This is a genomic window from Chitinophaga cymbidii, assembly GCF_007992715.1.
Taxonomy (GTDB): Bacteria; Bacteroidota; Bacteroidia; order Chitinophagales; family Chitinophagaceae; genus Chitinophaga; species Chitinophaga cymbidii.
In genome coordinates this window covers 91,902-116,987 of the sequence record NZ_BKAU01000007.1, presented here as the reverse complement: position 1 = coordinate 116,987, position 25,086 = coordinate 91,902, and the positions used below count along the sequence as shown (strand labels likewise).

General features: G+C 53.2%; 18 protein-coding genes and 1 tRNA gene. 10 read left to right on the top strand and 9 right to left on the bottom strand.

Annotated features, from left to right (window positions below):
- Positions 1 to 4: 4 nt before the first annotated feature.
- Positions 5 to 1,780 carry an ABC transporter ATP-binding protein gene (locus CCY01nite_RS24605; RefSeq protein ID WP_146867220.1) on the top strand — a complete coding sequence of 592 codons (1,776 nt, stop codon included), beginning with the start codon at positions 5 to 7 and terminating at the stop codon, positions 1,778 to 1,780.
- Positions 1,781 to 2,016: 236 nt separating this feature from the next.
- Positions 2,017 to 7,233: an AAA domain-containing protein gene (locus tag CCY01nite_RS24600; RefSeq protein WP_146867219.1), complete on the top strand. Its 5,217-nt coding sequence runs from the start codon at positions 2,017 to 2,019 to the stop codon at positions 7,231 to 7,233.
- A 141-nt stretch (positions 7,234 to 7,374) separates the two neighbouring features.
- Here CCY01nite_RS24600 and CCY01nite_RS24595 read toward each other — a convergent pair whose 3' ends face one another.
- The 4 genes from CCY01nite_RS24595 to CCY01nite_RS24580 form a co-directional block, all read right to left on the bottom strand.
- A complete protein-coding gene (locus CCY01nite_RS24595; RefSeq protein WP_146867218.1) occupies positions 7,375 to 8,742 on the bottom strand; it encodes an exonuclease domain-containing protein in 1,368 nt (455 codons plus the stop codon).
- A 192-nt stretch (positions 8,743 to 8,934) separates the two neighbouring features.
- Positions 8,935 to 10,797: a heme ABC transporter ATP-binding protein gene (locus CCY01nite_RS24590; protein WP_146867217.1), complete on the bottom strand. Its 1,863-nt coding sequence runs from the start codon at positions 10,795 to 10,797 to the stop codon at positions 8,935 to 8,937.
- On the bottom strand, positions 10,797 to 11,828 hold the full coding sequence (locus tag CCY01nite_RS24585) for a FecCD family ABC transporter permease (protein WP_146867216.1): 1,032 nt from the start codon (positions 11,826 to 11,828) through the stop codon (positions 10,797 to 10,799). Before CCY01nite_RS24585 ends, CCY01nite_RS24590 begins: the two co-directional genes overlap by 1 nt.
- Complete coding sequence (locus CCY01nite_RS24580) at positions 11,828 to 12,661, bottom strand: heme/hemin ABC transporter substrate-binding protein (protein WP_146867215.1); 834 nt, start codon at positions 12,659 to 12,661, stop codon at positions 11,828 to 11,830. The genes CCY01nite_RS24585 and CCY01nite_RS24580 overlap by 1 nt, the downstream gene beginning before the upstream one ends.
- Before the next feature lie 203 nt (positions 12,662 to 12,864).
- Between CCY01nite_RS24580 and CCY01nite_RS24575 the strand changes: the two genes are divergently transcribed.
- Both CCY01nite_RS24575 and CCY01nite_RS24570 read left to right on the top strand, forming a co-directional pair.
- On the top strand, positions 12,865 to 13,677 hold the full coding sequence (locus CCY01nite_RS24575) for a mechanosensitive ion channel family protein (RefSeq protein WP_146867214.1): 813 nt from the start codon (positions 12,865 to 12,867) through the stop codon (positions 13,675 to 13,677).
- A gap of 160 nt (positions 13,678 to 13,837) precedes the next feature.
- Positions 13,838 to 14,119, top strand: a complete 282-nt coding sequence (locus CCY01nite_RS24570; protein ID WP_146867213.1) for a hypothetical protein — start codon at positions 13,838 to 13,840, stop codon at positions 14,117 to 14,119.
- 71 nt (positions 14,120 to 14,190) lie between these two features.
- Here the strand turns inward: CCY01nite_RS24570 and CCY01nite_RS24565 are convergent, their stop codons facing one another.
- The 3 genes from CCY01nite_RS24565 to CCY01nite_RS24555 all read right to left on the bottom strand — a co-directional run bounded on the left by CCY01nite_RS24565 (position 14,191) and on the right by CCY01nite_RS24555 (position 18,177).
- On the bottom strand, positions 14,191 to 14,904 hold the full coding sequence (locus tag CCY01nite_RS24565) for an SRPBCC family protein (protein ID WP_146867212.1): 714 nt from the start codon (positions 14,902 to 14,904) through the stop codon (positions 14,191 to 14,193).
- Positions 14,905 to 15,022: 118 nt separating this feature from the next.
- Positions 15,023 to 15,613: a type 1 glutamine amidotransferase domain-containing protein gene (locus CCY01nite_RS24560; protein WP_146867211.1), complete on the bottom strand. Its 591-nt coding sequence runs from the start codon at positions 15,611 to 15,613 to the stop codon at positions 15,023 to 15,025.
- Between the two features lie 131 nt (positions 15,614 to 15,744).
- Positions 15,745 to 18,177 carry an AsmA family protein gene (locus tag CCY01nite_RS24555; RefSeq protein WP_186831247.1) on the bottom strand — a complete coding sequence of 811 codons (2,433 nt, stop codon included), beginning with the start codon at positions 18,175 to 18,177 and terminating at the stop codon, positions 15,745 to 15,747.
- A gap of 63 nt (positions 18,178 to 18,240) precedes the next feature.
- Between CCY01nite_RS24555 and CCY01nite_RS24550 the strand changes: the two genes are divergently transcribed.
- Positions 18,241 to 19,029 (top strand): M90 family metallopeptidase, encoded by a 789-nt coding sequence (locus tag CCY01nite_RS24550; protein ID WP_146867209.1) that lies wholly within the window; start codon positions 18,241 to 18,243, stop codon positions 19,027 to 19,029.
- On the opposite strand, the gene CCY01nite_RS24545 is transcribed toward CCY01nite_RS24550, so the two are convergent.
- Positions 19,009 to 19,533 carry a GNAT family N-acetyltransferase gene (locus CCY01nite_RS24545; protein ID WP_186831246.1) on the bottom strand — a complete coding sequence of 175 codons (525 nt, stop codon included), beginning with the start codon at positions 19,531 to 19,533 and terminating at the stop codon, positions 19,009 to 19,011. The two genes, CCY01nite_RS24550 and CCY01nite_RS24545, sit on opposite strands and share 21 nt — an antisense overlap.
- Positions 19,534 to 19,595: 62 nt before the next feature.
- On the opposite strand from CCY01nite_RS24545, the gene CCY01nite_RS24540 reads away from it, so the two are divergent.
- From CCY01nite_RS24540 to CCY01nite_RS24530, 3 genes are all read left to right on the top strand, one after another.
- Complete coding sequence (locus CCY01nite_RS24540; RefSeq protein WP_146867207.1) at positions 19,596 to 20,627, top strand: alpha/beta fold hydrolase; 1,032 nt, start codon at positions 19,596 to 19,598, stop codon at positions 20,625 to 20,627.
- A 107-nt stretch (positions 20,628 to 20,734) separates the two neighbouring features.
- Positions 20,735 to 20,807: transfer RNA gene (locus tag CCY01nite_RS24535), tRNA-Lys, on the top strand.
- 206 nt (positions 20,808 to 21,013) lie between these two features.
- Positions 21,014 to 22,342 carry a site-specific integrase gene (locus tag CCY01nite_RS24530; protein ID WP_146867206.1) on the top strand — a complete coding sequence of 443 codons (1,329 nt, stop codon included), beginning with the start codon at positions 21,014 to 21,016 and terminating at the stop codon, positions 22,340 to 22,342.
- 51 nt (positions 22,343 to 22,393) lie between these two features.
- On the opposite strand, the gene CCY01nite_RS24525 is transcribed toward CCY01nite_RS24530, so the two are convergent.
- A complete protein-coding gene (locus CCY01nite_RS24525; RefSeq protein ID WP_126247855.1) occupies positions 22,394 to 22,804 on the bottom strand; it encodes a helix-turn-helix domain-containing protein in 411 nt (136 codons plus the stop codon).
- A gap of 172 nt (positions 22,805 to 22,976) precedes the next feature.
- Between CCY01nite_RS24525 and CCY01nite_RS24520 the strand changes: the two genes are divergently transcribed.
- Together CCY01nite_RS24520 and CCY01nite_RS24515 are read left to right on the top strand one after the other, a co-directional pair.
- Entirely contained in the window at positions 22,977 to 23,828 is an 852-nt protein-coding gene (locus tag CCY01nite_RS24520; RefSeq protein ID WP_146867205.1) for an RNA polymerase sigma factor, read from the top strand.
- Positions 23,770 to 24,867 (top strand): IS200/IS605 family element transposase accessory protein TnpB, encoded by a 1,098-nt coding sequence (locus CCY01nite_RS24515; RefSeq protein ID WP_146867204.1) that lies wholly within the window; start codon positions 23,770 to 23,772, stop codon positions 24,865 to 24,867. Before CCY01nite_RS24520 ends, CCY01nite_RS24515 begins: the two co-directional genes overlap by 59 nt.
- The last annotated feature ends 219 nt before the right edge of the window (positions 24,868 to 25,086 follow it).

The window sequence follows — 25,086 nt, the reverse complement described above, 5'->3', positions numbered from 1 at the left end:
ATCCATGGAGCAACAGAACAAGCGCGTTAAGGTTACATTTTCAAGCATCCGCAAAGCATTACGGCTCTATCAGTACGCAAAGCCCTACCGCTGGCAATTCGGCCTGGGGCTTTTCATGCTGCTGCTGTCCACTTCCGCCAGCCTGGCCTTCCCGAAGCTGCTCGGCGAGCTGGTGGACGCGGGGCATAAAGGCGTATTGCTGCAGCAACTGGACCGCATCGGCCTGCTGCTGGCGGCGGTGCTCATCCTGCAATCCCTTTTTTCCTATTTCCGCATCCGCATCTTCGTGACGGTCACGGAAAAAACACTGGCCGCACTGCGACAGGCCACCTACAGCCACCTGATCCGCCTGCCGATGCGCTTCTTCGCCGAGCGCCGCGTGGGTGAGCTGAACAGCCGCATTTCATCGGACATTTCGCAGTTGCAGGACATGTTCACCACCACCCTGGCGGAGTTCCTGCGGCAGGTGATCATCATCACCGGCGGTATTGTGCTGCTCGCGCTCACTTCCGGCAGGCTGACCCTCTTCATGCTCGCCGTCCTCCCCGTCATCTGTGTGCTGGCCGTGGTTTTCGGGCGGTTCATCCGCAAGTTTTCCAAACAGGTGCAGGCGCAGGTAGCGGATTCCAATACCATCGTGGAAGAAACATTACAGGGGATCTTTAACGTGAAGGCTTTCGCGAACGAATTTTTCGAGATCGGCCGCTACCGCAACAAAACCAATGAAGCCGCCAAAACAGGCATGAAAGCCGGCTCCTACCAGGGCGCTTTTGTATCGTTCCTGATACTCGGGCTGTTCGGCGCCATGGTGGCCGTGATCTGGAAAGGCGCCATGCTCATGGCCGAAGGGCAGCTGGAAGTAGGACAGCTTTTCTCCTTTATCCTCTACTCCGGTTTCATCGGCGGCTCCATCAGCGGGCTGGCCGAAATATATACCCGTATTCAGCGCGCGATCGGCGCATCGGAAAACCTGCTGGAAATACTGGACGAGGAGGTGGAAGATATTCGTCCACTTCCCGCCGCGCAGCGCATCCCCGCAATTTCCGGCGAGATCAGCTTTAACGATGTGAGCTTTCAGTATCCCAGCCGGAAAGACATTGCGGTGCTGCATAACGTGAGCTTTGAAGTGCAGCCGGGCGAACAGGTAGCGCTGGTGGGGCCCAGCGGCGCCGGCAAATCCACTATCGTTTCCCTCCTGCTGCGGTTCTATGATCCGGTGCAGGGCAACATTTCTTTCGACGGAAAGGATGCACGATCTTACGACCTTACCACGCTGCGCAGCCAGATGGCCGTAGTGCCGCAGGACGTATTTCTTTTCGGCGGTACCATCCGGGAGAACATCGCCTACGGCAATCCAGATGCAACGGAAGAAGCCATCACGCACGCCGCGCAGCAGGCCAATGCCTGGGACTTCATCCAAAACTTCCCGGAAGGCATGAACACGACCGTGGGGGAACGCGGCATACAGCTTTCCGGCGGGCAGCGTCAGCGCATTGCCATTGCGCGCGCCGTGCTGAAAGATCCTAAAATACTCATCCTCGACGAAGCCACTTCCGCGCTGGATTCAGAATCGGAACGCCTGGTGCAGGATGCGCTGGACAAACTGATGCGCGGACGAACTTCCATCGTGATCGCGCACCGGCTGTCCACCGTGCGCCGCGCGGACCTGATACTGGTGCTGGACAAAGGTGTGATCGTGGAGGAAGGAACGCATGAAGAATTGATGTTGAAGGAGGAAGGATTGTACCGCGGGTTGAGCGAGTTGCAGTTTACGGCATAAAAAGAGGCTGCCTGTTGCGGCAGCCTCCAAAGGGTTGTGGGGTTAAAAACAATTCACCCTTCCTCATAATTTTTTACTCAGTGACAACGTTTATATAGACCGTTTTACCCTGGCAAAATCACAAAAACCTGATAACCAGCATCCATCGAAAAACCCGCTGCAAATCGCAGGAATTGGTAATTTTGAGCAGCTTGCCAGCCCATGCCAGCTATAACTGTTCAGTATAAACGAATACATTGAGGATAATAGACTTCCCGCAGTTCCTTCAGACTGCCTTTCAACACGGAGCATACACAACAGACGATGTCATTGCCGCAGTATTGCCGCTGTTCAAAACGGTGCAGGCCGTTCATGATGCCGGCCTCGTAGCTGCATTTGACCAGGAAGATATTTTGCAGGTGCATGACCGCACCGTTACCATCGATCCGGCGCTGGCGCACCCGCCGCTGGATGCGCTGGATAAAGTGGACGCCCTCACCGCCGGCCAGAACCCGCATTTCCGGGTAGTGGATAAAATAAAAGTATCGGCGGACAACAACGAAGCCGTGAGCCTGCTGGTGCATAAGGATCTGCAAAAAACCTTACAGCACGCCGCCTATATTCCCGGTTACCGGAGCTATGAAATGCTGCTCGGTCACCATGACGAACAGACCGATATTTTCTGTCTCGGCCTCGTGCTGGCCAGCGTTGCGCTGGGCATCGACCTGCATGATCCGCAGGGGCTGGACGCCTTTGTGGAGCAGCGTTTACATCCCCTGCGCTTCGCCCGCATCCATCCCGCCGTAGGTACCCTCATCACCGAAATGACCATGCTGCACCGCGCACAGCGCACGCAGGATTTGCAGGAAGCCATTCACCGGCTGGAACATTACCGCGACTTCGATCCCGAAAAGCAGCTGGACCTGGGACAGGTAGCGGGATGGGTATACCAGGAACGCAAAGAACGGCAGGCGTTCATCCTCAACAAACTCCGCAACCGCCTCTTTGATGTAAGCAGACGGAACCGCCTGCTGTATTATAAACCCAACGCGCGCTTCGCCAACCTTACGCTTGGCAGCGTGCCCATGGTGCTGCATCACCAGAGCATCCGCCCTGAGTTGCTGTTCACCTGGAACGACGAGATCGCGCAGAAGGTGATCGGCATGAAAGATCTCGCGCTGAACAAATACCTCCGCTTCGAAGATCACATCTACCTACCGGCGGTACTGAACAAAGTAAGGCTGGAAGCGCAGCGCGACGTGCAGGAATACGGCTTCAGCCAGTTAAAGCTCGTCATCGCCTTTCTGAAATGGCATAACCTCCGCGATCCCGAAGAAGCGGAAGAAAGCATCTTCAGTCCCCTCCTGCTAATTCCGGCGGAACTGAAAAAGAAAAAACAGGCCGGCGGCGATCAGTATGTGCTCAGCATAACAGACAACAACGCGGAAGTGAACCCCGTGCTGGCGAACCAGTTGCGGGAGCTGTACGGCATTGAGCTGCCGGATATGGTGGACCTCGAAGAAATGAGCCTGGAACAGTTCTATCAATTGCTGCAGGTGCAGATCGAAGGCGCCAACCGCGGCATTGTGCTGCAATACATGAACAAGCCGGGCATCCGGCTGATCTACAAGGAAGCGCGCGAAACGGTGAACCAGTACCACCAGAAACTGCAGAAGGCGCCGATCCCCGCGCCGGCGGAGGACCACGAGCTGTTTCAGCTGGCAGCGGAAGCAGATAATCCTTACCGTTGGGATTTCGATATCTGTCATGTTGTGCTCGGCAATTTCAATTATAAAAAGATGAGCCTGGTAAGGGATTACAATGCCGTGATCGACCAGCCGCAGCAGCATGCCGTGTTTGAGCAGCTTTTCAGCGCACAGCCCAAGCCGGTGGAAGAAGCAACGCCCGCTCCCGCCCTGCCGGAAGAATGGTATCATGTGATACAAGCCGATCCCACGCAGGCAAAAGCCATCCTGCAGGCCAGGAAAGGCGAAAGCTATATCATCCAGGGCCCGCCGGGCACCGGCAAAAGCCAGACCATCACCAACCTGATCGCGGACTTTGTGGCGAGAGGCAAACAGGTGCTGTTCGTCTGCGAAAAAAGAGCGGCGCTGGACGTGGTTTTTCATCGCCTGCGGCAACAGGGGCTGGATGAATTATGTTGTTATATTCACGACAGCCAGGCGGATAAACGCGCTTTCATCAAAGACCTGAAACTCACCTACGAGTCTTTCCTCCGGCAGGGACCTGACCTGCACAGCACTACCCTCAAACGCAACGCCCTCCTGCATACGCTGCAGCAACAGCTGCAATTGCTGCAGGAGTTTCATGATACGCATGCCCATGAACAGGAACATGCCGGTGTTGCCGTACGCACGCTGATAGAGCGCCTCCTCGCGCTCAGACCGCTGCTTCGCCCGCTGGACCCCGTGCAGGAAGAAACTGTGCCGCATTACAAACAATGGATCGCTTACGGCAACATGGTGGAGCTGCTGGGCGAAGCGCTGGAAGAAAGCGGCGCGGAACCGGTATTCGCCGCACATCCGCTCAGCAAAGTGCATGAGCAGGTATTTACGGCGGAGCATCCGCAAACCATGCTCAACAAGCTGGTAACCGACAGCAAGGCCCTGCTCGATACCGTGGAAGAGGTGATCAGAAAGCATGTGCCGGAAGTGCAGACGCTGGACGTGCTGAAGCAGCTGGTAACGCAGGCCACCTTGTTATTGCCGCTGGCGGAAAATGACAACCTGCAGCTGGTAGACCCGCAGCAGCCTGCCGCCAGGGCTTTTGAACTGGAAGTAAAGCAACACCGGATGCTGCAAAAAGCATTCGATGACGCTGCAAAAGAGAACATCCACTGGAAACATAAATTTTCGGAACAGGACACGCTGCAGGCGATCGATGTAGCGCTGAAACAGGAGAACAGCTTCTGGCGTTTTCTGTCCGGCAGCTGGCGGAGATTGAAAAAGCAGATGTCCGGCCGCTACGATCTTGCCCAACACGCTGTAACGCCATCCTACAGCAGCATCCTCGGCCTGCTCAAAGCGGAGTATGATGCGGCGCGCCTGCTGGCGGAGAAACGCCAGTCCATCATGCGGGAATACGGAACCGACAACATCGATCTCACCTGGCTTTCCATTGAAAGACTGCGTACCCGTCTTACCGATCCCTCCCTGCAATACCTGTTGCAGCACCCGGATGCCCGGCAGACGGTCATACAGCTGGCGCCGTTGCAGGATACGCTGTACCGCGTTGACCAGCAATTGCAGCAAACGCTGCAGGACCCTCCCACCCAGCACATCCTCACCTTGCAGGACGAGCTGGAAAGCATCCGCCTGAACGCCCCCGCGCTGGAAGAACTGCTGCCCGCGCTGGGTAATTACGTCGGCATGCCTGACGCGCTCCGCCTGGCCCTCCGCAGCCTCCCCTGGACGCCCGGAGAACTGGAAGCCGGCATGGCCCACCACACACTGAAGCACATCTACCAGTTCAATAAACCCTTCGCCGGCATCAACAGCCAGGTGATAGAACAGGCGGTGGAGAAAATAAGACATTGCTATAACGAACTGCTCGGCCTGAATGCCGCGCTCATCCGCGCGGACATCCGCCAGCGCTTCATGCAGCACGTGCAGCTGAGTAACAGGGCCGCTTCGCAGGTAAGCGAGGAAGAACAGGAACTGGCGCGGTCTTATGCCGATGGACGGAAGATACTGGAAAATGAATTTGCCAAAAGCATGCGCTACAAAAGCATCCGGGAACTCACCTCCCGCAGCAGCGGCCTGGTGCTGAAAGACCTGAAGCCCGTTTGGCTGATGAGCCCGCTCAGTGTGAGCGACAGCCTGCCGCTGGACCAGCCTTTCTTTGATGCCGTTATTTTTGACGAAGCCAGCCAGATCACGCTGGAAGAAGGCGTGCCCGCGCTTTACCGCGCGCCGCAGACCATCATCGTGGGCGATGACCGGCAGATGCCGCCCACTGATTTCTTCAGCGCCAAGGCCGGTGATCCGGACGACCTGGAAAGGGATGAAGAGGATGATGAACTGCTTAGCGCGGATGCGGACAGCCTGCTCACACAGGGCGCCAGAAAAATGAACAGCGTGATGCTCGGATGGCACTACCGCAGCCATTCCGAAACGCTCATCAGCTACAGCAACCACGCATTTTACGGCGCGGGCCTGCTGACGATACCGGACAGAAGCATCCACAGCAGCGAAAAGCCGCCCATCAGCATCACCGCTCCTTCCGACGCCATGTTCACCTGCAATGCGCTGTTCGACCGCAGCATCAGTTTTCATCATCTTCCCGAAGGCACTTATGCGAAGCGAGGCAACATCGCGGAAGCCACCTATATCGCGCACCTCGTGCGGGAGTTGTTATTGAAGAAAACGCCCGAAAGCATTGGCATTGTGGCTTTCAGCCAGGAACAGCAAAACGCCATCGAAGCGGCGCTGGAAGCGCTGGCGGCTAATGATAAAAAATTCGAAGCGCTGCTGGACGATGCCGCGGAACGCACGGACGAAGGACAATTCACGGGACTGTTCGTCAAGAACCTGGAAAATGTGCAGGGCGATGAGCGGGACATCATCATCATGAGCGTTTGTTACGCTCCTGATCCACGCGGCAAAATGTCCATGCACTTCGGCCCGATCAACAAAAAAGGCGGAGAGAAACGGTTGAACGTGATCTTCAGCCGCGCGAAGAAACATATGGCGGTGGTGAGCAGCATCCGGCATCACCAGATCACGAACGTTTATAATGCCGGCGCCGGCTACCTGCGGCGCTTCCTCCATTACGCGGAAACCGTCAGCACCGGCCATATGGAACAGGCGCGCAGCATCCTGGAAGGGTTGGCGTCCGACAAACGGTCGGTTTACCATCGTACAACCGATACCGTTATATTGCAGGATATCCGCGCGCAGCTGGAACAGCAGGGCTTCACTGTATCTGAACACGTCGGCCAGTCCGGTTTCCGCTGCTCACTCGCCGTAAAAGCCGCGCCGGACGACAAGTTCTACGCCCTGAGCATATTGGTGGACGATGATGATTATTACCGCCATGAAAATGTGCTGGAACAATATTATCAGCGCCCGGCCATCCTCGAAAGCTTTGGCTGGAAAACGATGACCGTGTATGCGAAGGACTGGCTGCATCAGCCGCAGCGCGTGATGGAAGATATCCTGCGGCGGCTGGGCCGCGCACCCGGGGCTGCGCCGCTGGCCTCCATGATCGCCACGCCGGCGGGCACAACACGTTTGACAATGGGCGATAAGTTCTGGGAAGTGGCGATCAGCGGCGCGAAGCTGTTCATCCGCCAGGGGAAGAGCGGCACCAAAGGCGCTATACAGGTGAAGAGTTGCGTAGATGAAGCCGATGCGGAGAAGGAAAGAGAGCGGCTGGTACAAGAGAAAAAAGCTGGTGGATGGAAGGGCATGGAGAATGAAGAAGATGAAGGACAGCTGGAATTGCCATTGTAAATGGCATAATTGCAGGCAGCACAAAGAACGGCGTCAGGAGCGTATCATAAATGGCTATTGCCGCGGTTCCGGGGCAACGTCCACAGTCACCAGACTGATCAACTTTGCAAATCGCCAATGGCAATTGTAAAGAGGAAAATGTTACAAACTGATCAACCTTGCTGCATTACTGCCGGCGTATTGCCGCAGCAGGTTGAGAATGAACTCGTTCTCCGGGTACTGCGTCAGCCAGTCCTTCAGCGCCTCCGTTTCGGAAACCGGCACATCCCGCGGCACATATCCCATGCCGTAGAACTTTCCTTTTTCCATCAGGATGCAGCTTTGCTCCGTAGCTTCCCTCCCGGCATCCACGATCATGAAAGATGGCTGTTCAGCTAACAGGTGCGCCACTGCGGCCTGTACGCGGAGGTTATATTTCGCCGGTTTTTCCTTTTTCTCGCAGGCGCCTTTGCAGGTCTTTTCCGTAACGCCGGTACAGGTATCCTGGCTGGTTTGCAGAAAGCAGAGCTTCGGGCACAATTTAAATTCCCGCACCAGTTCCCGCAGGCGCTGATGCCCTTCCGTAAGCATATTGAACGAAAATACCGGCGTGGTATACTTTCTGCGCTTCTCGATCGCGAGGCGCAGGTATCCCTGCTGGTCTTCAAACATATAAAACCCGTATTTCGATTCAATACGTTTCTGCGCGTTGTTATAGATCGGCCATAACCGCCGTATCTCGATGGATTCAAGGATGAACGCCATCAGTTCCGTGCCGGTCTTTTCAAAGGAAATGCTGTGGATGTTGCGGACGAACTCCTGCCGCTGGCGGCTGGCGTTGTTGCCGGTAAAATGGCTGGTCACGCGCTTCCGGATGTTTTTCGCCTTGCCTACGTACACCACCTTCCCTTTTTCATTATGAAAATAGTAGACGCCGGGGCAGGATGGCAGATCGGCCACCTGTTCCTGCGGCAGATGCAGCGGCAGCCATTTTTCTTTTGAACGGGCATTGAGCGCGGTAGCAATGGCGCCGTTGGCGTCGGCGGAGAGCAGTCTTTCAAACAGCTGTACGGTTGCCAGGGCATCGCCGGTGGCGCGGTGGCGGTTCACCAGGTTGATGCGGAGGGAACGGCAGAGATTGCCGAGGCTGTAAGACGGGAAACCGGGGAAGATCTTGCGGCTGAGGCGGACGGTGCAAAGTTTTTTATTCTGCAGCTTGTAGCCGCAGGCATCCAGCTGATGGCGGAGAAAGGAATAATCGAAATTGACGTTATGGGCGATGAAGATATTGTTTTGCAGCAGGTTGTACACTTCTTCCGCCACATCTTCGAAGGCCGGTGCATTCTCCACCATTTCATCCGTGATGCCGGTCAGCGCCTGGATGTAGCGGGGAATCGGGCGGTGCGGATTCACCAGCGTTTCAAACTGCTGTACGATCTGGTGGCCGTCATGGATGAAAATGGCAATTTCCGTGATGCTGCCGGCGCTGGCATATCCTCCTGTTGTTTCAATATCAACGATCGCGTACATGCCGCAAATATACTGCTTAGTACGCAAGGTACGTGCGCAGCGCCGGATGCATTCGCCCGGGAACAACAGTTTCCAGCTGCAGGGCATCGCCGCAACTTTCGCAGCGTGCTGTCCGGCATAGCAGCATGCAGCCGCAGGCATTGCCGGCACGGCGCCTCCGGATCGTGTTTCCCCGGAGGCGCTGTCAATTATCTAAAATTTAGCCACCAGATCCCGCCACGCCTGTAATTCCGGGCTGCCGGGCTTGCGTTTGCCAAAAAACTGCACGATCATTTCCTCCTGCGCATCAAACACTTCAATGGAAGTAACCGTTCCGTCAACAGAAGGCTTTTCCACCACCCAGCACCGGGCCACATCGTCCAGGCGGAGGTGCAGGTTAAAATCCGGGTCCATCACATTGATCCATCCCGGAATTTCAACGATCTTTTTAACCGGACCGGTATGTATTTCTATGTTGCCGCGGTTGCCCACGAACACCATGATCTCCAGGCCGGTAGCGGCCGCTTCTTCCAGCATTGTTTTGATCACGCTGTCAGCTGTTTTGCGGGTGAATTTTCCGGCGGCGATCTCCAGCGCCTGCTGGCGGCCGGCTCTGTACCGGGCGAGCATCGGGAAGAAATCATGCGTATCCTGCAGCGCTGCCCAGTCGTTCAGGAACGCGGTTTTGTCGATATCAGCGGCATTCGGCCGGGGCGCCGGCGCGGGTGAAACGCTGATCTCTGTAGATTGTTCCGGTGCGGAAAAATCCGCTACCAGTTGGTCCCACGCGGCAATATCGGTTTCAGGTTGCGCGAATATCTTGATAACGGCTTCTCCCTGGGCGTCAAACACCTGTATGGAGCGTTTGAAACCGTTGCTTTCATCGTCCGTCAAGGCAAAGCCGTACACCCAGTGGTTGAGGAACATACGCAGGTCGATGTCTTTACCCAGCACGAGGCCCACGTGTTTGTTCTCCACGTTCACTTCTTCAAAAGCGCCTTTCCGCTCTATGACGCAGCTCTCGTTGCGCGTGAGCACCATTACGCGGCCCAGCGCGGGGATGCGCGGCAGTATATTCCGGAAATCACTTTGCAGGGCGGTAACGCCTTTGCCTGTGAAAGCGGCTACCAGCTGCCCTTCAGTGGCATTCAACCGGCGTGCGGCGTCGCGGATACGGGTCCTGGGATTGGCTTCCCTGAACTGTATCCATTGTTCCGCCAGGGAATTGTTGGTCGTTGTTTCCATTGTATGATTATTATGTGAGTGGATGTTTTTTTCCGGTAAACCGGCTACTATTAAAGGATAAGGATAGTCGGCGTGCGCCAGCACCTGCACGGATACCTGGAAGCAATGGCGTATAACCGGCTCCGTTAGCACCTCCGTTGATTTGCCCTGTTTGTACACCGTTCCCCTGTGCAGCAGCACCACCTTTTCCGCATAAGCCGCCGCCAGCTGGAAATCGTGCAGTACGGCTATTACGAGCACGCCCTGCCGGGCAAGCCTGGCGGCCAGCTGCAGCGACAATTGCTGGTGACGTATATCCATCCCCGTAACCGGCTCGTCCAGCAGCAGCATTTTCTTTCCTTTGTAATGCATGCCTTCGAGGTCCGGCGTTTCCAGTATCTGCGCCAGCACCCGCGCCATTTGTACGCGCTGCTTTTGTCCGCCGGACAGCGTCAGGTAGCTGCGGTCCTGCAGGTCCGGTATCTGCAGCAGTTCCATGGCGTAGGTTACAATAGATTGATCCAGCGCCGTCGCTTCGCGGCCGTAGACGAACCGTCCCATCATCACCACCTGCGCCACGGTAAAGGGCAGTTGCAGCTGTATCTGCTGGCTGAGAACGGCCCTGCTCCTCGCCTGCTCGCGGATGGACAGCTGGCGGAGATTTTTCCCGTGCAGGCGCACATCTCCTTCATAATGCGCATATTCACCCGCGATGGCTTTCAGCAGGGTGCTTTTACCCGCGCCGTTCGCGCCCATCAGCACGCACAGCTCTCCGTCTTTCGCCCGCATCGAAACCTTGTCCAGGATCGGCCGGCCACCCAAACGCAGCGATATTTGATCGATCTCCAGCATTATGCGATGGTTAATTTCTTTTGTTTAATGATCAGCCAGATGAATACCGGCGTTCCCACCAGCGCGGTCACGATGCCTACGGGTACTTCCGCCGGCGCGGCCACCGTGCGGCTGATAAGGTCCGCCAGCGTGAGCAGGATGGCGCCAGTGATGGCGGAACACGGAATAAGTATGCGGTGGTCCGGCCCGGCGATCTGCCGGATGATATGCGGCACCACCAGCCCCACGAACCCGATGATCCCTGCAACGGCCACGCCCGCCGCTACCGCCATGGTAGCGCAGATGATCAGCTGCGTTTTCAGCGCCGCGGTTTTTACGCCGCTGTGCATCGCCTCGCGCTCTCCCAGCGCGAATACGTTCAGCGCCTGCGCGGTGCGCGGCAGCAGTATCACGGGCAGCAGGATGAAAGGCAGCACGCCGGAAACGGTTTGCCAGCTGGCGCCGCCAAGACTGCCGAGCGTCCAGAAAGTAATGCTGCGCAGCTGTTCTTCATTGGCGTTGTAAGTGAGAAAACCCGTCATGGCGTTGCAAAGCGCGTTGATCGCCACACCGGCCAGCAGCATGGTGGTCATCATCGCCTGCCCGCCTGTGCGGGATATCCTGAACACGATCAGCGCGGTAACGAAAGCCCCGCCGAACGTAGCGATGTTCATAATGTACATGTTCCGCAACACCGGCACCGAAGCCTGCAGCAGGATCATCAGCACCGCGGTGAAAGAAGCCCCCGCGCTTACGCCTATCAGCGTAGGGTCTGCCAGCGGGTTGCGGAACAATCCCTGCAATGCGGCGCCCGCCACGGCCAGGCCAGAGCCGATGAGCACCGCGAGGATCACACGCGGCAGGCGGATGAACCAGAGAATGGCCGGCATGGTTTCATCGTACGCTACCGGCAAATGCATGCCGATCTTGCCCAGCAGGATGGCAACCACCTGCAGGGGGTGGATGGCCAATGCGCCGGTGCCCGTAGCGACGATGATGATCAGTATTAATAATACACTTAACAGAATGATCAGTCCAGTTCGTTTTTCCATCAACCGTTGATCTTTACCGCCAGTTCTTTCACGGCATTAATAACACGCGGCCCGAACCCGGTAAGGTACTGGCCGTCCATCACGATCACCTTCCGGTTTTTTCCGGCGTTGGTCTGCGCCACGCCCTGCACTTTCAGCAGCCCGTCCACGCCGCCCATGCTTTCCAGGCCCGTGTCGAACATCAGTATCACATCGGGGTTGGCGGCGATCAGCGATTCCGCGTTCAGCGGTTTATATTCCCGGAAACCGGTGATAGCGTTCTGCGCGCCGGCCAGCTGGATCATTTTTGTGACGGAGGTGCCGTCGCCGGCCACCATCATATTCCCCGCGCCGCGGGCATAAATGAACAGCACTTTCTTTTTGCCGGCATTGATGCGCAGCGCCTGTTGTTCCTGTTCCAGCTTTTTAACAAGCGCAGCGCCTTTATCGGGCGCGTTCAGCGCGGCCGCCACTTCCGTGATCAGCTGCCGGGTGCCGTCCAGGGAATAATCCTGTTTCAGCTGCACCGTCTTCACCCCCACCGCTTTGATCTGTTCCAATACCGCGGGAGAAATATAGTTGGAGGTGGTGATCACGATCTCCGGTTTCAGCGCCAGCACAGGCTCTGCGGATATATTGCGGTTGTGGCCTACTTTGGGCAAAGCTTTCACCGAAGCGGGATAAGTGCTGGTAACGTCCACGCCCGCCAGCGACTTTTCAAAGCCGAGCGCGCAGATGATCTCCGTAACCGTACCGTTTAAAGACACGATCCGCTGATAAGGCGCCTGGGCAACGCTTTGCAAAGCGGGCAGCAAAAAGGCCAGCAGCAGGAAATGCCTGAGTTTGTTGAGCATAGTAGTTTGTTTAAGACATGAGGATGCCGTTAACGCTGTAAGCATTACCAGTAGCGGGTTCCGGCAAGTCAATATGGTAAAATCCGATAGGGCAAAACTAAGTCACAGAAATGTAAAAGATGTTGCCTGGACGGAATTTCTTGTTACCATTTACGCAAATAATATGTTGCGCGGGACGGAACAGTATTTGTTTTGGAAACGGCATGGCTGATTATACGGAATGGACGAACCTTATCTGGACGAAACTGGACCGCTGGCTGCAGGCGGCGATTAAAATGCTGCCCAACCTGGCGGTGGCGGTCATTGTATTTATACTGTTCTTCCTGCTGGCGAAGCTCGTCCGGCGGTTCGTATACAAATTATCCTGCCGGCTGTCCCACAAGGCGGCCATCAGCAACCTGCTCTCGTCGGTCGTTTACTTCATTATATTTATGATCGGGCTGTTCACTGCGCTGGAAGTGCTGAAGCTGGATAAAGCGGTGTCTTCCCTGCTGGCCGGCGCGGGCATCATTGGTTTGGCGCTCGGTTTTGCTTTCCAGGACCTGACGGCCAATTTCATTTCCGGCATCTACATCACTTTCCGCAAACCCTTCGATGTGGGCGATATCATCGAAACGAACGGCTTTACGGGCAATGTGGAGAAAATACAGTTCCGGTCTACCATCATGCGTACGCAGGACGGCCTGCATATCATCGTTCCGAATAAAGATATCTTCCAGAAACCCATCATCAACCATTCCCTGTCTACCGAAAGAAAGATCCAGCTGACACTGCTGATCCCCTACGCCAAGGAGCCCGCGCTGGTGCTCAACGACCTTACCCGAACGCTGACGGACAGCGTGGCGGACCTCAGCCAGGAACCGGACATCTTCTTTGAGAACATCGAAGGCGCGAACCTGAAAGTGACCATCACCCTCTGGATCAGCAATAACAACCTGGACGCCTATAACAAAGCCCGCCACGAAATGATCCGCAAAGTGCTGGATACGCTGCGGGAACAAAAGATACTGCCGTAACTTTCAATGAGTAGTTAATTACACAATCTGGCGCTGTTACTGTTCATAATTTTCCCCTTCAGCAGGAGGAACAACAATGGTTTTCCGGTGGTGCAGTATTTGTCCCAATGATAGGAAAAACGTATAACCACATTGTATCACAATAAAATAACCGTTCATTATGAAAAAGCCTATCACACCCATTGCAATCATTGCAGCATTTGTTGTTTTTATCCTGGCGCAGAGCAGCGTCAGCTATTCAAGTATGCCGGCTGTCACCAATAACGAAACATCCTTTAGTGTAAGGGATACGGTGCCTGAACAGGATACGATGCCTGATAAAAAGAAGAAAAAGGACAAAAAGAAAAAGGAACGTAAGGAAAGGGATACATCTAACTGGCCGCAACAGGAACCGGTTCCTAACCCGGTACCGGATACTTTTCCGTCAGCATACAGACCATAATGAGAATGGGTCTAATGAAAGAGAAGGCTTCTTCGTTCGAAGGAGCCTTCTTTTTTTCTCAGGGTTTCCCGTCAGATCTGGTTCGGACTTTTTTCAACGTATTGTTTGAAGTTACGTACGTCGTTGCGCACCAGCCTTTCGAACGCGGGGTTCAGCAGCCGTGCGATGCCCGCGCCGGCAAATCCCGCGGGCGGGCGGTAGGTGATCACCACGTGCAGTTCCGTTCCTCCGTCTTCCAGCTCCTTAAAAGATACCTTCCCGGCATTGGCTACCGCGCTGCCTTCCAGGGAACGCCAGCTAACGAATTCATTCTCGCGGTCTTCCACGATCTCGGCGTCCCATTCCAGCTTCATATCGCCGGCCAGCTTCACCGTCCAGTGAGAATATCTTTCGTCTTTCACTTCCACATGATGCAGGTGCGCCATAAACATCGGCAGGTTATCCAGCTTGCGCCAGCAGGCGTATACTTCATCCGGCGGGCGGTTTACGCGGAATGTGCTGCGGATGTTCACCGCGCGGGCGTGCCGGGGGCGGATGTTGTTCTCTATCACCGCGGTAAGCGGACAATTCCCCGAGAGCCCGCGGTACAAAAGGTAGCCGCCTACGAGCATCCGCCCGAGCGCCTTTACCGGCGACTTCGAGATACCGGCCAGGCCGATATACATCAGCGATGTGCCCGCCGCGGCGGATACGATCCTGCCTGTTTTGGAAACGTTGATCACCGTTGTGTTCTCATAGAGACTGCCTGCGCGCGGGCTGTCCTCATACGCATCATAATTTGCCATATCGTCTTTTTTTCATCAACACCGCAAAAACCTTGCTGAAGTATAAGCAAATGATTTTCAGAAAAAAAAAGCCATCTTATAGAGATAAGACAGCTTTTCCAAATTGATATTTATTTATTCAGCCTAATTGATTCACACCTGTTGCACGGCCGCGGTCTGCGTGCTGTCCTTCGGCGATCTCTTCAATCATTTTTTTGCAGAAAGCGGGCAGGTCGCCGGGGTTGCGGCTGGTCACCAGCCCGTTGTCCACATACACCTCTTCATCCACCCAGGTTGCGCCTGCGTTGATCAGGTCGGTTTTGAGCGAAGGATATGACGTAACGGTGCGCCCTTCGAGCGCGCCGGTTTCTATCAGTGTCCAGGGGCCATGGCAGATGGCGGCGATCGGCTTGTTCTTGTCCGTGAAGCCGGTCACGAAGCTGACGGCGGCGGGGCTGGCCCTTAGCTTGTCCGGGTTCATCACGCCGCCCGGCAATACCAGGGCATCGTAACTGTCAGCATTCACTTTGTCAACGGTGTTATCCACCCGGTATTCATCTCCCCAGTCTTTTTCCGCCCAGGCCTTTACCTTGCCGGGTTTCAGCGAGATCACTTCCACGGAGGCCCCGGCATTCTGCAGCGCGGCTACCGGCTCTGTGAATTCAGACTCTTCAAATCCGTCCGTCACCAGTACGGCTACCTTTTTGTTTTCCAAAGTTTGCTGTGCCATTGTTGATGTTATTTATTGGTGTAGAATGTGTTTGCTATCACACACACATCAAAAAGGGTTCCTGATCGCGGAAAGCGGCGTGGGCGGGCAAACAGCTATATTGCATGGGGATTTCCTTACTCATTCCGGGGTTAATCATCATCTTTCCCTTTCCCTAATTTCAGCTTCACTTTGCCGTCTTCCCCGTCTACCGCATGCAGGTTCACCACAATGCCGCGTTTCCGCCTTTTCTGCAATTCGGTAATATCGGTGATCAGGTCATCGCCTTTCGGGTTGCGGAGCGGTATTTTCATTTTGATGTCCGTGCCCTTGGGCAACCCGTACACGCCTTCGAGCTCGATGTTCACTACGCTGGACGAAATGACCATGGGATAGATCACCACTTTGTTGCCTTTAATATCGAGGGTGTTGCTGATATTTTCGAAGGTGATGTTAGACATGTCGCGCTTGCGGAAAACGAATTTGCCGATCCTTTCCAGCGGCTCGAAGTTCACCAATGCGCCTTTTTTAAGATCGAATTTGATGGTGCCGAACATGGAATGCGGGCGGATGGAGGCATCTTCTTTCATGCCGCCGCTCAGCCGGGCGGTGGCGGAAAAGATGCCTTTCAGGTTTTTGGCTTCCACCCCATCCTGTCCGAAATTCTCGAAGGCATGGAAAAGCTGGTCTACCTGCACCTGCTGAATGCGCGCGTCTACATTGAATTTGTCGTTGCCATTGCCGGTCTGCGTAACGGTGCCGTTCAGCTGCATGGAGCCGCCCGCGGCCTGCAGCGCCACTTTGTTCAGCCGGATGCTTTCTTTCGTCAGCTGAACATTCGCCTTTACGTTCTGCGCGGTGAATTTCCGGTATTGCACTTTGTTGAGGTTGACATCCATATTCACGCTGCAGGCTTCCAGCACTACGTCCAGCTGCCTCAGCAGCTTTGCGCGGTGATGCCTGGATGCTTTTTGCGGCTGGCGCTGATGCTTTTGCCGTTTTGAAAAGAAGCTGTGAAATTCATTCAGGTTGATCAGCGGGCTGTTCACGGACCAGTCCAGCGTGATCTTCTCCGGGGCGTTAAAATAAAAGTTGAGGATGTTGCGGATGCTGCCTTCCATGAGCAGTGCGCTTTTGCCGCTTTGTACCTTTACGTTGCGGATGAACAGGTCGGCCCCCGTGAAATCCAGCGTGGCATTACATTGCTGGAATGCCTGGTTGCGGGGAACGTAAGTAAATGCGCCGTCCGATATCTGCACAATGCCTTTCAGGTAGCCGGGAATGGTGTCTTTCGCATCCCAGCTGCCGGCGTATTCCAGGTCTACGCTTGCATTGCCTTTGGTGAACTGGAAAAGGTGCGCGCCCATGGGACGGGTGAGGCTGGCAAGCGGGAAGTTCGATTTAAAACGGCCGGTGAGCACGGGGTGTTTGAGGTTCACCACGCGGATGGTATCCGCGGTGATGGGGATGCTGTCGAACTGCCCTTTGAAATCGTACAGGCTTATCCGTGAGTTGTTGTCCCCATGCCCCATGCCGGGCTGCACTTCATTCAGATAACCGCCGGAGAAGCTGCACTGGCCCAGCTCGATGCCTTTGGCCGTGAGCGTATTATTTTGCGTGTTCCAGCTGACGTTTACATGCGGCGTATCCCGGAACTGCATGCGGCCTTTGATATCCGCGAGCACATTGAGCGGTTGTGAAAAGCTGATGCTGTCCAGCTTCTGCGAAGCGGATTTGGGCAACATGGAAGCTGCCGTACGAAAGCCGATGGCGTCCGCCCTGATCTTCAGGTTGAACAAAGCCGGCTTTTGCGAAAAGCTGAAAAGCCCGTCCACCACCACCGGCTGCTCATCGAAGCGCAGCGTCTGTGAAGGGATACGCAGTATTTTGGCGCTTCTGTCGTATTCAATATGAAGATTGCTTTTTAACACTTTCTGCTGGGCATAGCTTCCCTTGGCGGTGTTGAAGGCCATGTCCCTGATCAGCACATCGGTTTGCAGGTCGCATTGCCAGCCGGTTGTATCCCTGTTGATCATTTGCCCGCGGACGGAGCGGATGTCGAAACGGAAGAGCTTGGATTTCACCTGGTCTTCTATTTCGAGCAACACATTTTCCAGCCGGAAGCTGCCGATAACGGGCTGCCTGGACTTTGGTCTGGCGGATGGTTTGGACTGAAAGAGATATTTATTGGAATAGCCGGTGCTGTCCGTAAAAAGGCGGATGCTGCCGTTTTTCAGGAATACCTGGCGGATGTCTACTTTTTTCCGGATGATGGCGAAGGTGTTCACTTTTACGTAGACCTCCTCTACTTTGAGCAAAGGGCGCTGGTGGCTGGTAAAAAGGCTGTCTTTCAGGGAAACGTCGATGAGCGTGACGGACACATTCGGGAAGCTGCGCACGAGCGAAGGTTCCATATCTTTGATCTCGAGGGTGCCGTTGATGCGGCCGCCAAGCTGTTCGGTTATCTGGTGGAGGATCGCCTGTTTGTTGCTGCGGATGATAAGCGCGAGCACCAGCCAGAGAATGATGACCAGTGTGATCAGGCTAACCAGCGATATGAGGGAAAGACGTAACCAGCGAGGCATAAGTTGATGGTGATGTTCTGGTAATTTAAACAATAATTCCCGAAAAAGGTTGACATTTGGCGCATGGAATTTGCAATACCCGTGATCGTTGTGGCGCTTCTTTTCTGGTGGTTCACCCGCAAGCCGAAGCGCAAAGGCCCGTCCCCCATCCCCGCCGGGCTGAACCAGCTGCTGGCGACGCATGTACGTTATTACCGCCAGCTGGAAAAGAAGGAACAGGCGAGGTTTTCTGCCGAAGTGAGCAGCTTCCTGGAGCAGGTGACCATTGAAGGTGTAGGCGTTGCCGTGGAGGATGTTGATAAAGTGTTAATCGCATCCAGCGCCGTCATCCCCATCTTTTATTTCCCCGGATGGCGCTACCGCAACCTGACCAATGTGATCCTCTACCCGGATACGTTTGATGAGCAATACCAGTACGAAGGCGACCGCCGGCATATTATGGGAATGGTGGGCAGCGGGGCGTTAAACGGACAAATGCTGCTCTCCCGGTCGGCGCTCCGGGCGGGCTTTTCCGATCATGCCGGTAAAAGCAATACCGCGATCCATGAGTTCGTGCATTTGGTGGACAAGTCGGACGGATCGGTGGACGGATTGCCGGAAAGCCTGCTGCGCAACAGTTACAGCCTGCCCTGGCTGCAGGTGATGCATGAAGAGATACGGCGGATAGAAGCCGGTCATTCTGATATCAATCCTTACGCCGCGATGAATGAAGCAGAATTTCTGGCCGTGGTATCGGAATATTTCTTTGAAAGGCCGGACATGATGCAGGAACATCATCCCGATTTATACCAGCTGCTCACGAAGATGTTCAACCAGGCGCCGGGCGCTCCTTCACAAAGCCTTTCGCATTAGCAGGTCGCGGTCACGCTGACTGCCCACGAAGAAAGAATGCTCCCCGAAAACGGTATACCCTTCCTTTTCATAAAATTTGCGGGCGGACAAATTATGCTCCCACACGCCTAACCATACCGTACATACGAAATTCTCCCGCGCGATGTCATAAGCATATTCCATCAGGGCTTTTCCCAGCTTTTTTCCCTGGAAGGCTTTTTGTACGTAGATCTTTTCCACTTCCATGACCGGCTCCGGCAGTAGCGTGCCGTTATCCGGCTGGCGGAACAGGTTTATTTTGAGGAATCCGGCGGCGGTACCAGCTACAGCGATGATGTAATAGGCAGCATCCGCCCGGCTCCACTCCTGCCGGATGGCGGCATCGCTTTTCCGCTCTTCGAGGAAAGCCTGCAGATCGTCCGCCCCATAAACGGATTGAAAGGTTTCCGTAAAAGTAGAACGTTCCAACTGCCCAAGTAACGGCAGATCGACTTCCGTGACCTGCCTGATATCATACGCTTTCATAATCGGGTTTACAACTATCTGCAATTTATAGTATTTTTGCATCTCCATCCAGCTAATTAATTATGTGGAAAACCTCGTTACTCCTTTCATTGCTGCTTAGTACCGAAGTCATGGCGCAGAAGATCACGCGCGAAGATTTTATGATCAGCAGTGACCCGGGCGTAAGGATCTTCATCAGGGAAGTTTCCGGCCGCAAGCGCAGCAAGATGCCTCCTATCCTGCTGATACACGGTGGCGGCGCCGGAGGACTGGCGCTATACGACCTCCCGGTGGCGGGCGGCTCGCTCGCCGGAGATCTTGCTTCACATGGCCTGAAAGTCTATATTATGGACGTACGCGGCTGGGAAAAATCCACCCGCCCGGACTATGATACCAACAGGCGCTGGGTGATCGCCGGCTCTTCCGCGGAAGCTTCGCGCGACATTGACGCGGCGGTGAATTTTATCATCGAACGCACCGGCCAGCGCCAGGTTACCCTCTTTGGATGCGCTACCGGCGGCCATTGGGCAGGATATTATTCCTGTATTTATTCCTACAAGGTCAATGCGCTCATCATGCTGAACAGCCTCTATAACGTAAATGCGCCCTGGACCTTTACCGAACGTTACCGCAACCCGCTGGACACCACACAGTTCTACTACGCCGCCACGCCCGTTCTCCGCCGCTCCACCGCCGCCACGCTGCTGCAGATATGGAATAACAGCATTCCGGCGCAGGACAAAACGGAATGGTACGATCCCGCCGTGGTGCAGGCTTATGCGAAAACCGCCGTGAGCTTTAATGAGGATTCCGTGCTGGAAGTGCCGGGCGGATACCGCGCCGAGAGCTTCTATACCGCCCAGGGAAAAGGCATGTGGCATGCAAAGGATATTACCGTGCCGATCCTGGTGATCCGCGGCGCGCTGGACAACTGGAGCCGCCCGGAGGATATGAAGGCGCTGGAAGAAAAGCTGGTGAACGCGCCGAAGAAGCAATTCCTGACGCTGCCCGAGGGCACGCACATCGTGTTCCTGGACAGGCCGGAAAAAGGCCGCGCGCAGTTGCTTCAGGCGATGCTGGATTTCAATGAGAAGCGCCCCCGCAAGCGGCGTTGATCATAACGGTGATGCGCATACGTAATGTATTGCGTGAAAATTATTTTTGAAAAATTTGGAAGGAATAAAAATATTCCTATTTTTGCACCCGCTTTAATGGTGAAAATGATCCTGTAGCTCAGTTGGTAGAGCAATACACTTTTAATGTATGGGTCCTGGGTTCGAGTCCCAGCGGGATCACAGAAGGCGCTAGAAATAGCGCCTTTTTCGTTTAAACCCTTCGACGCTCCTGGGTTTTACGGAATAATTCGCACAAGAAAGCACAAAGTCTATCAGATCATTCGGGGACCTATTCGGAGACCTATTCGGGGATCGTAAATTAGGTCCCCTACCATTGATTGCGTAGCGGTTTTAGGCTTATTCAAAAACCTAAAAACTTGTGCGAAATGAAAGTTAACGAACATCTTTCCATCTTATTCTTCCTCTCGAAGAAGAAAGCAAGTAAGGACGGCAAAGCGCCGATTTGGGCAAGAATTACGGTTGACGGCGAACGGGCTGAATTTTCCCTCGGGCGAAAAATTTTCCCCGATTTTTGGGATCAGGAGCGCGAGAATGTGAATGTCTCCGTACACCCTGAGAAAAAAGAGGCCATGCAACTGTCGAGTGAGATTTCCCAAATACTTACCGACCTCAACACCCATTATTTTTTTCTCTCCCAGCATTATGAACGGGTATCGGCCGATCTGTTGAAGCGGTCATACTCCGGTGAACTCGTAAAGGAACAATCAACTCCCCCGCCGCCGGAACGCACCCTGTTGCAGGCATTGAATTATAAGTATAGCAAACTGGCGCAGCTCGTCAAGGTGGACGAACGCTCCCCCAATACTTTGAAGCGGTGGAAGGTTACGAAAAACAAATTGCGAGCATTCCTCCACTTTACGTTCCACAAATGGGATATTTCTCTTTCGCAGGTTCGCAGTTCCCTTTGCGACGATTTCCTTCAGTTTTTATTAGTGCAGCATGGTATAAAGAAGAATACGGCGATGAAATACCTGAAAAACACCAAGGAATTGCTCACGATTGCGGACAGAAAGGAATGGTTGAATAAGAACCCTTGGGCAGGCTTTAAAACTACCTACAAGCAACCTCCCAGGCTATGCCTGACGATGCCGGAGATCATCCGGTTGAGCCGAAAGTCCTTTATACCCAGGCTCGACCATGTTCGCAATGTGTTCCTTTTTGCCTGCTTCACGGGCTATGCTTTTCAGGAGGTGCAGGATTTGAGGCGTGATATGATTTTCATAGGAAATGACGGGAAACGGTGGATCAAGATCGACCGGCTAAAAACCGGGAACCCTGAGTGCCTCCCCCTGCTGCCGATACCCGCCGCGATCGTGGACATGTATGTAGACGATCCGTATTGCATCGCCAATAATTGTCTACTCCCTGTAAGATCCTACCAGCATTACAATGGTTATCTGAAGGAAGTCGGGGACATTTGTGAAATTGGCGTGACGTTGTCTACCCACGTAGCACGACACACCTTCGCAACAACGGTTTGCCTTGACAATGGCATCCCCCTGGAAACAGTGAGTAGGATGCTGGGGCATACAAATATCCGCACTACGCAAATTTATGCCCGTGTGTCAAATAGAAACATAAGTGTTAATATGAGCGATTTGGAGAAGAAGTTGTTTACCGTGAAGGGGGAATTGAAGGTAGTGGAAATGCAGCACCTGCTCTCACAATGGGAAGATCCAGCAATTGCAGTTTGAGTAACAAAAAAGGGAGCTGCAAGCTCCCTTTTTCTATTGTATGAAGTTCGATTAGTGCTTTTTCTTTAATGCTTCCAACTCCGCTTTCAGCTTATCTATTTGCGTATCCTTTTCTTTAATGGTTCTTTCCAGATACTCAACAAGTTTGTCAGCATAGTTGAAGGACGGCTGATATTGGTATTGCGCCTGGTTAGAATTGTCGTGCGTATTGATGTGATAAGTGTTCCCGATAAACTGCACAAACGCTTCGCTTGAATAGTTTTCAATAGCTTCCACGGGAATATTCATCACATCTGCAATCTGCTGGAGCAGTGCTTTGTCGATTTCTTCCTTTTGCAGAATTTTCGATACCTGCTGCTGGCTCACGTCCAGCTCAGACGCAAGCGTTTCCTGTTTAATGTTCAGTAGGGCAAGTAAAGCCTTTACATTTTGTCCGATATGCGGTGAATTCGTAGTGCGCATGGATAAAGGTATTTCGATGCCCAAATATAACGAAAATGCTAATACTTGAAATCCCGGTTGTAAAATACAAGGGAATCGTGGTAAAGTACAACCTTCAGTGGTAGGTTACAACGGGCTCTGTGCGGAACTTTGAATCATAGCGAGAAATTCGAAATCAAATAAATTTTTCGATATGGAATATGAAGTTCTTCGGGGCACGATACAGAACCTTCACTACTTCCAGCTTTTCAAGGCGGGTAATGAAATGGGGCTTAACTTTTTTTATAAGCACCTCCACGGCCCCGTGTATTTTCACGGTATGCAGATTGTAAACGACGATTTCCTTGTTAGCACATTTCTGCAGGAAGCCTTTCTGAAAGCGTGGTATCTCCGGGAGCGGATCACCAGTGCCCTCCACCTTTTGCGATTCTTGCGCCTTTGTGTTCGGTGGGAATGCAGCGCCTATTTCGCGTCAGCCGTTGGGAAATTCAGCCGTAGGGTAAGTTATATCGACTATGCCGAGAATACCTTCCACGCGAGTGTCAGCTGGGAGGAAGACGCACTAAATTTTGAAGAAATCGATGTGAAGGATGCCCTGCTTGATGCTATTCTGAAAGCCATCCGATACTTACCGGCTACAAAGCAAAATGTAATGCGCCTCTATGCGCACTATGGCCTTTCCGAGAAGGAAATAGCCCAAAAGTTTAAAGTGCCCTATCAAACCATCGCCCGAATGATCCGTAAAAGCACGAACACATTAAAGGAATACTTAATAAAGACGCAGATGACGATCAGGACGCCGCTTGAACAGTATATCGAAGAGCGTTACAGGCTGAGCTTGACACCGGAACAGGCGGAAGTTTATAGGCTACGCGCATATAGCCGCCTGAGCTTTGACCAAATTTCCATTAAACTCGGTAAGACGCCGGAAAGAATATTAAATCTATACTTCGACGCAGTCGAAATCCTTAAAACGACGAATCCAAATGCCGCAAAAAGAAGTAATAGTAACAAGAAAAATTCAATTGTTGATTGGAAGCGATGATCCGGTTGTACGGGCGGACACATGGGCAACATTGCGTATGTGGCGTCATATCTGCTTCCGGGCAGCCAATTACATTTTTACCCACCACTTCCTCCAGGAGCAAGTGAAGGAGATTATGTATATACATGATGATATGAAAATCAAACTAACTGACATGCGGAAAGATGCCGACGGTATTTTGACTACTAGCAAAATGAATTCGACATATCAGGTATTAAGCAGCAAGTTTAAAGGCGAATTGCCAATGACGATTTTAGGAACATTGAACAATTTACTCGTAACTAAATATAACTCCGAACGTACTGCATATCAAAAGGGGGAACGATCTCTGAGAAACTATAAGAGAACCATTCCGATTCCATTGCCTCCTTCAGCTTTTCGGAAAATGACTCTGGTAGAGAAGGGAAATTATTACACATTCTCGGTTTACGGGTTGCATTTTCAAACATACTTCGGAAGCGATTACACCGATAAGCGTGTTATGTGGGAAAGATATCTGAATGGTGAATACAAACTTGGAATTAGTTCGATAAAGATTGAAAAAAACAAAATTTATTTGTTGGCTGTATTCAAATTTCCAAAGGAAAACCGCGAGCTGAATCCTGAACTGATAGCCGAAGCATCGTTGAGTCTGGAAGTGCCGATTGTTCTGCGATTTCAGAGTAAACGATACGAGATTGGGACAAAGGAAGACTTCCTTTACCGGCGCGTGGCAATCCAACATGCCAGATCACGCATTCAGCGTTCTCTGAAATATTGTCGGGCAAAAAATGGTATGAAACGACAGAAGCAACGTCTACATGCTTTTGCAGAAAAGGAACAGAATTACGTTAACAATAAGTTGCATTTATACAGCAAAATGCTGGTGGATATGTGTGTCAAGCTGAATGCTGGTACGCTTGTTCTGGAGCAGCAAGAGGAGAAAGAGGAATATGCAAAGGTAGATCAGTTTTTATTGCGGAACTGGAGTTATCATGGGCTGAAAGAGAAAATACGGTATAAGGCTGAACAGGCAGGTATTAAGGTTATTTCAGAATGAAAAGTTCTTTGATATTATTTGAGGGTGCTTGTTCACCCGCAGAGTGAGGCAAGAAGCACTCACTAAACCTGAATCTAAACAACCATATCATCTACGGTTTGAAAGGAAAACGGGAAGCAATGTGGGCGATCTGGTTTACAGGCTGGACAATATGGGCGATCTGGTTATATGGGTTTAGCTAAACAACTGTTCTTCCTGGTGCTTGTAAGATCGGGGATA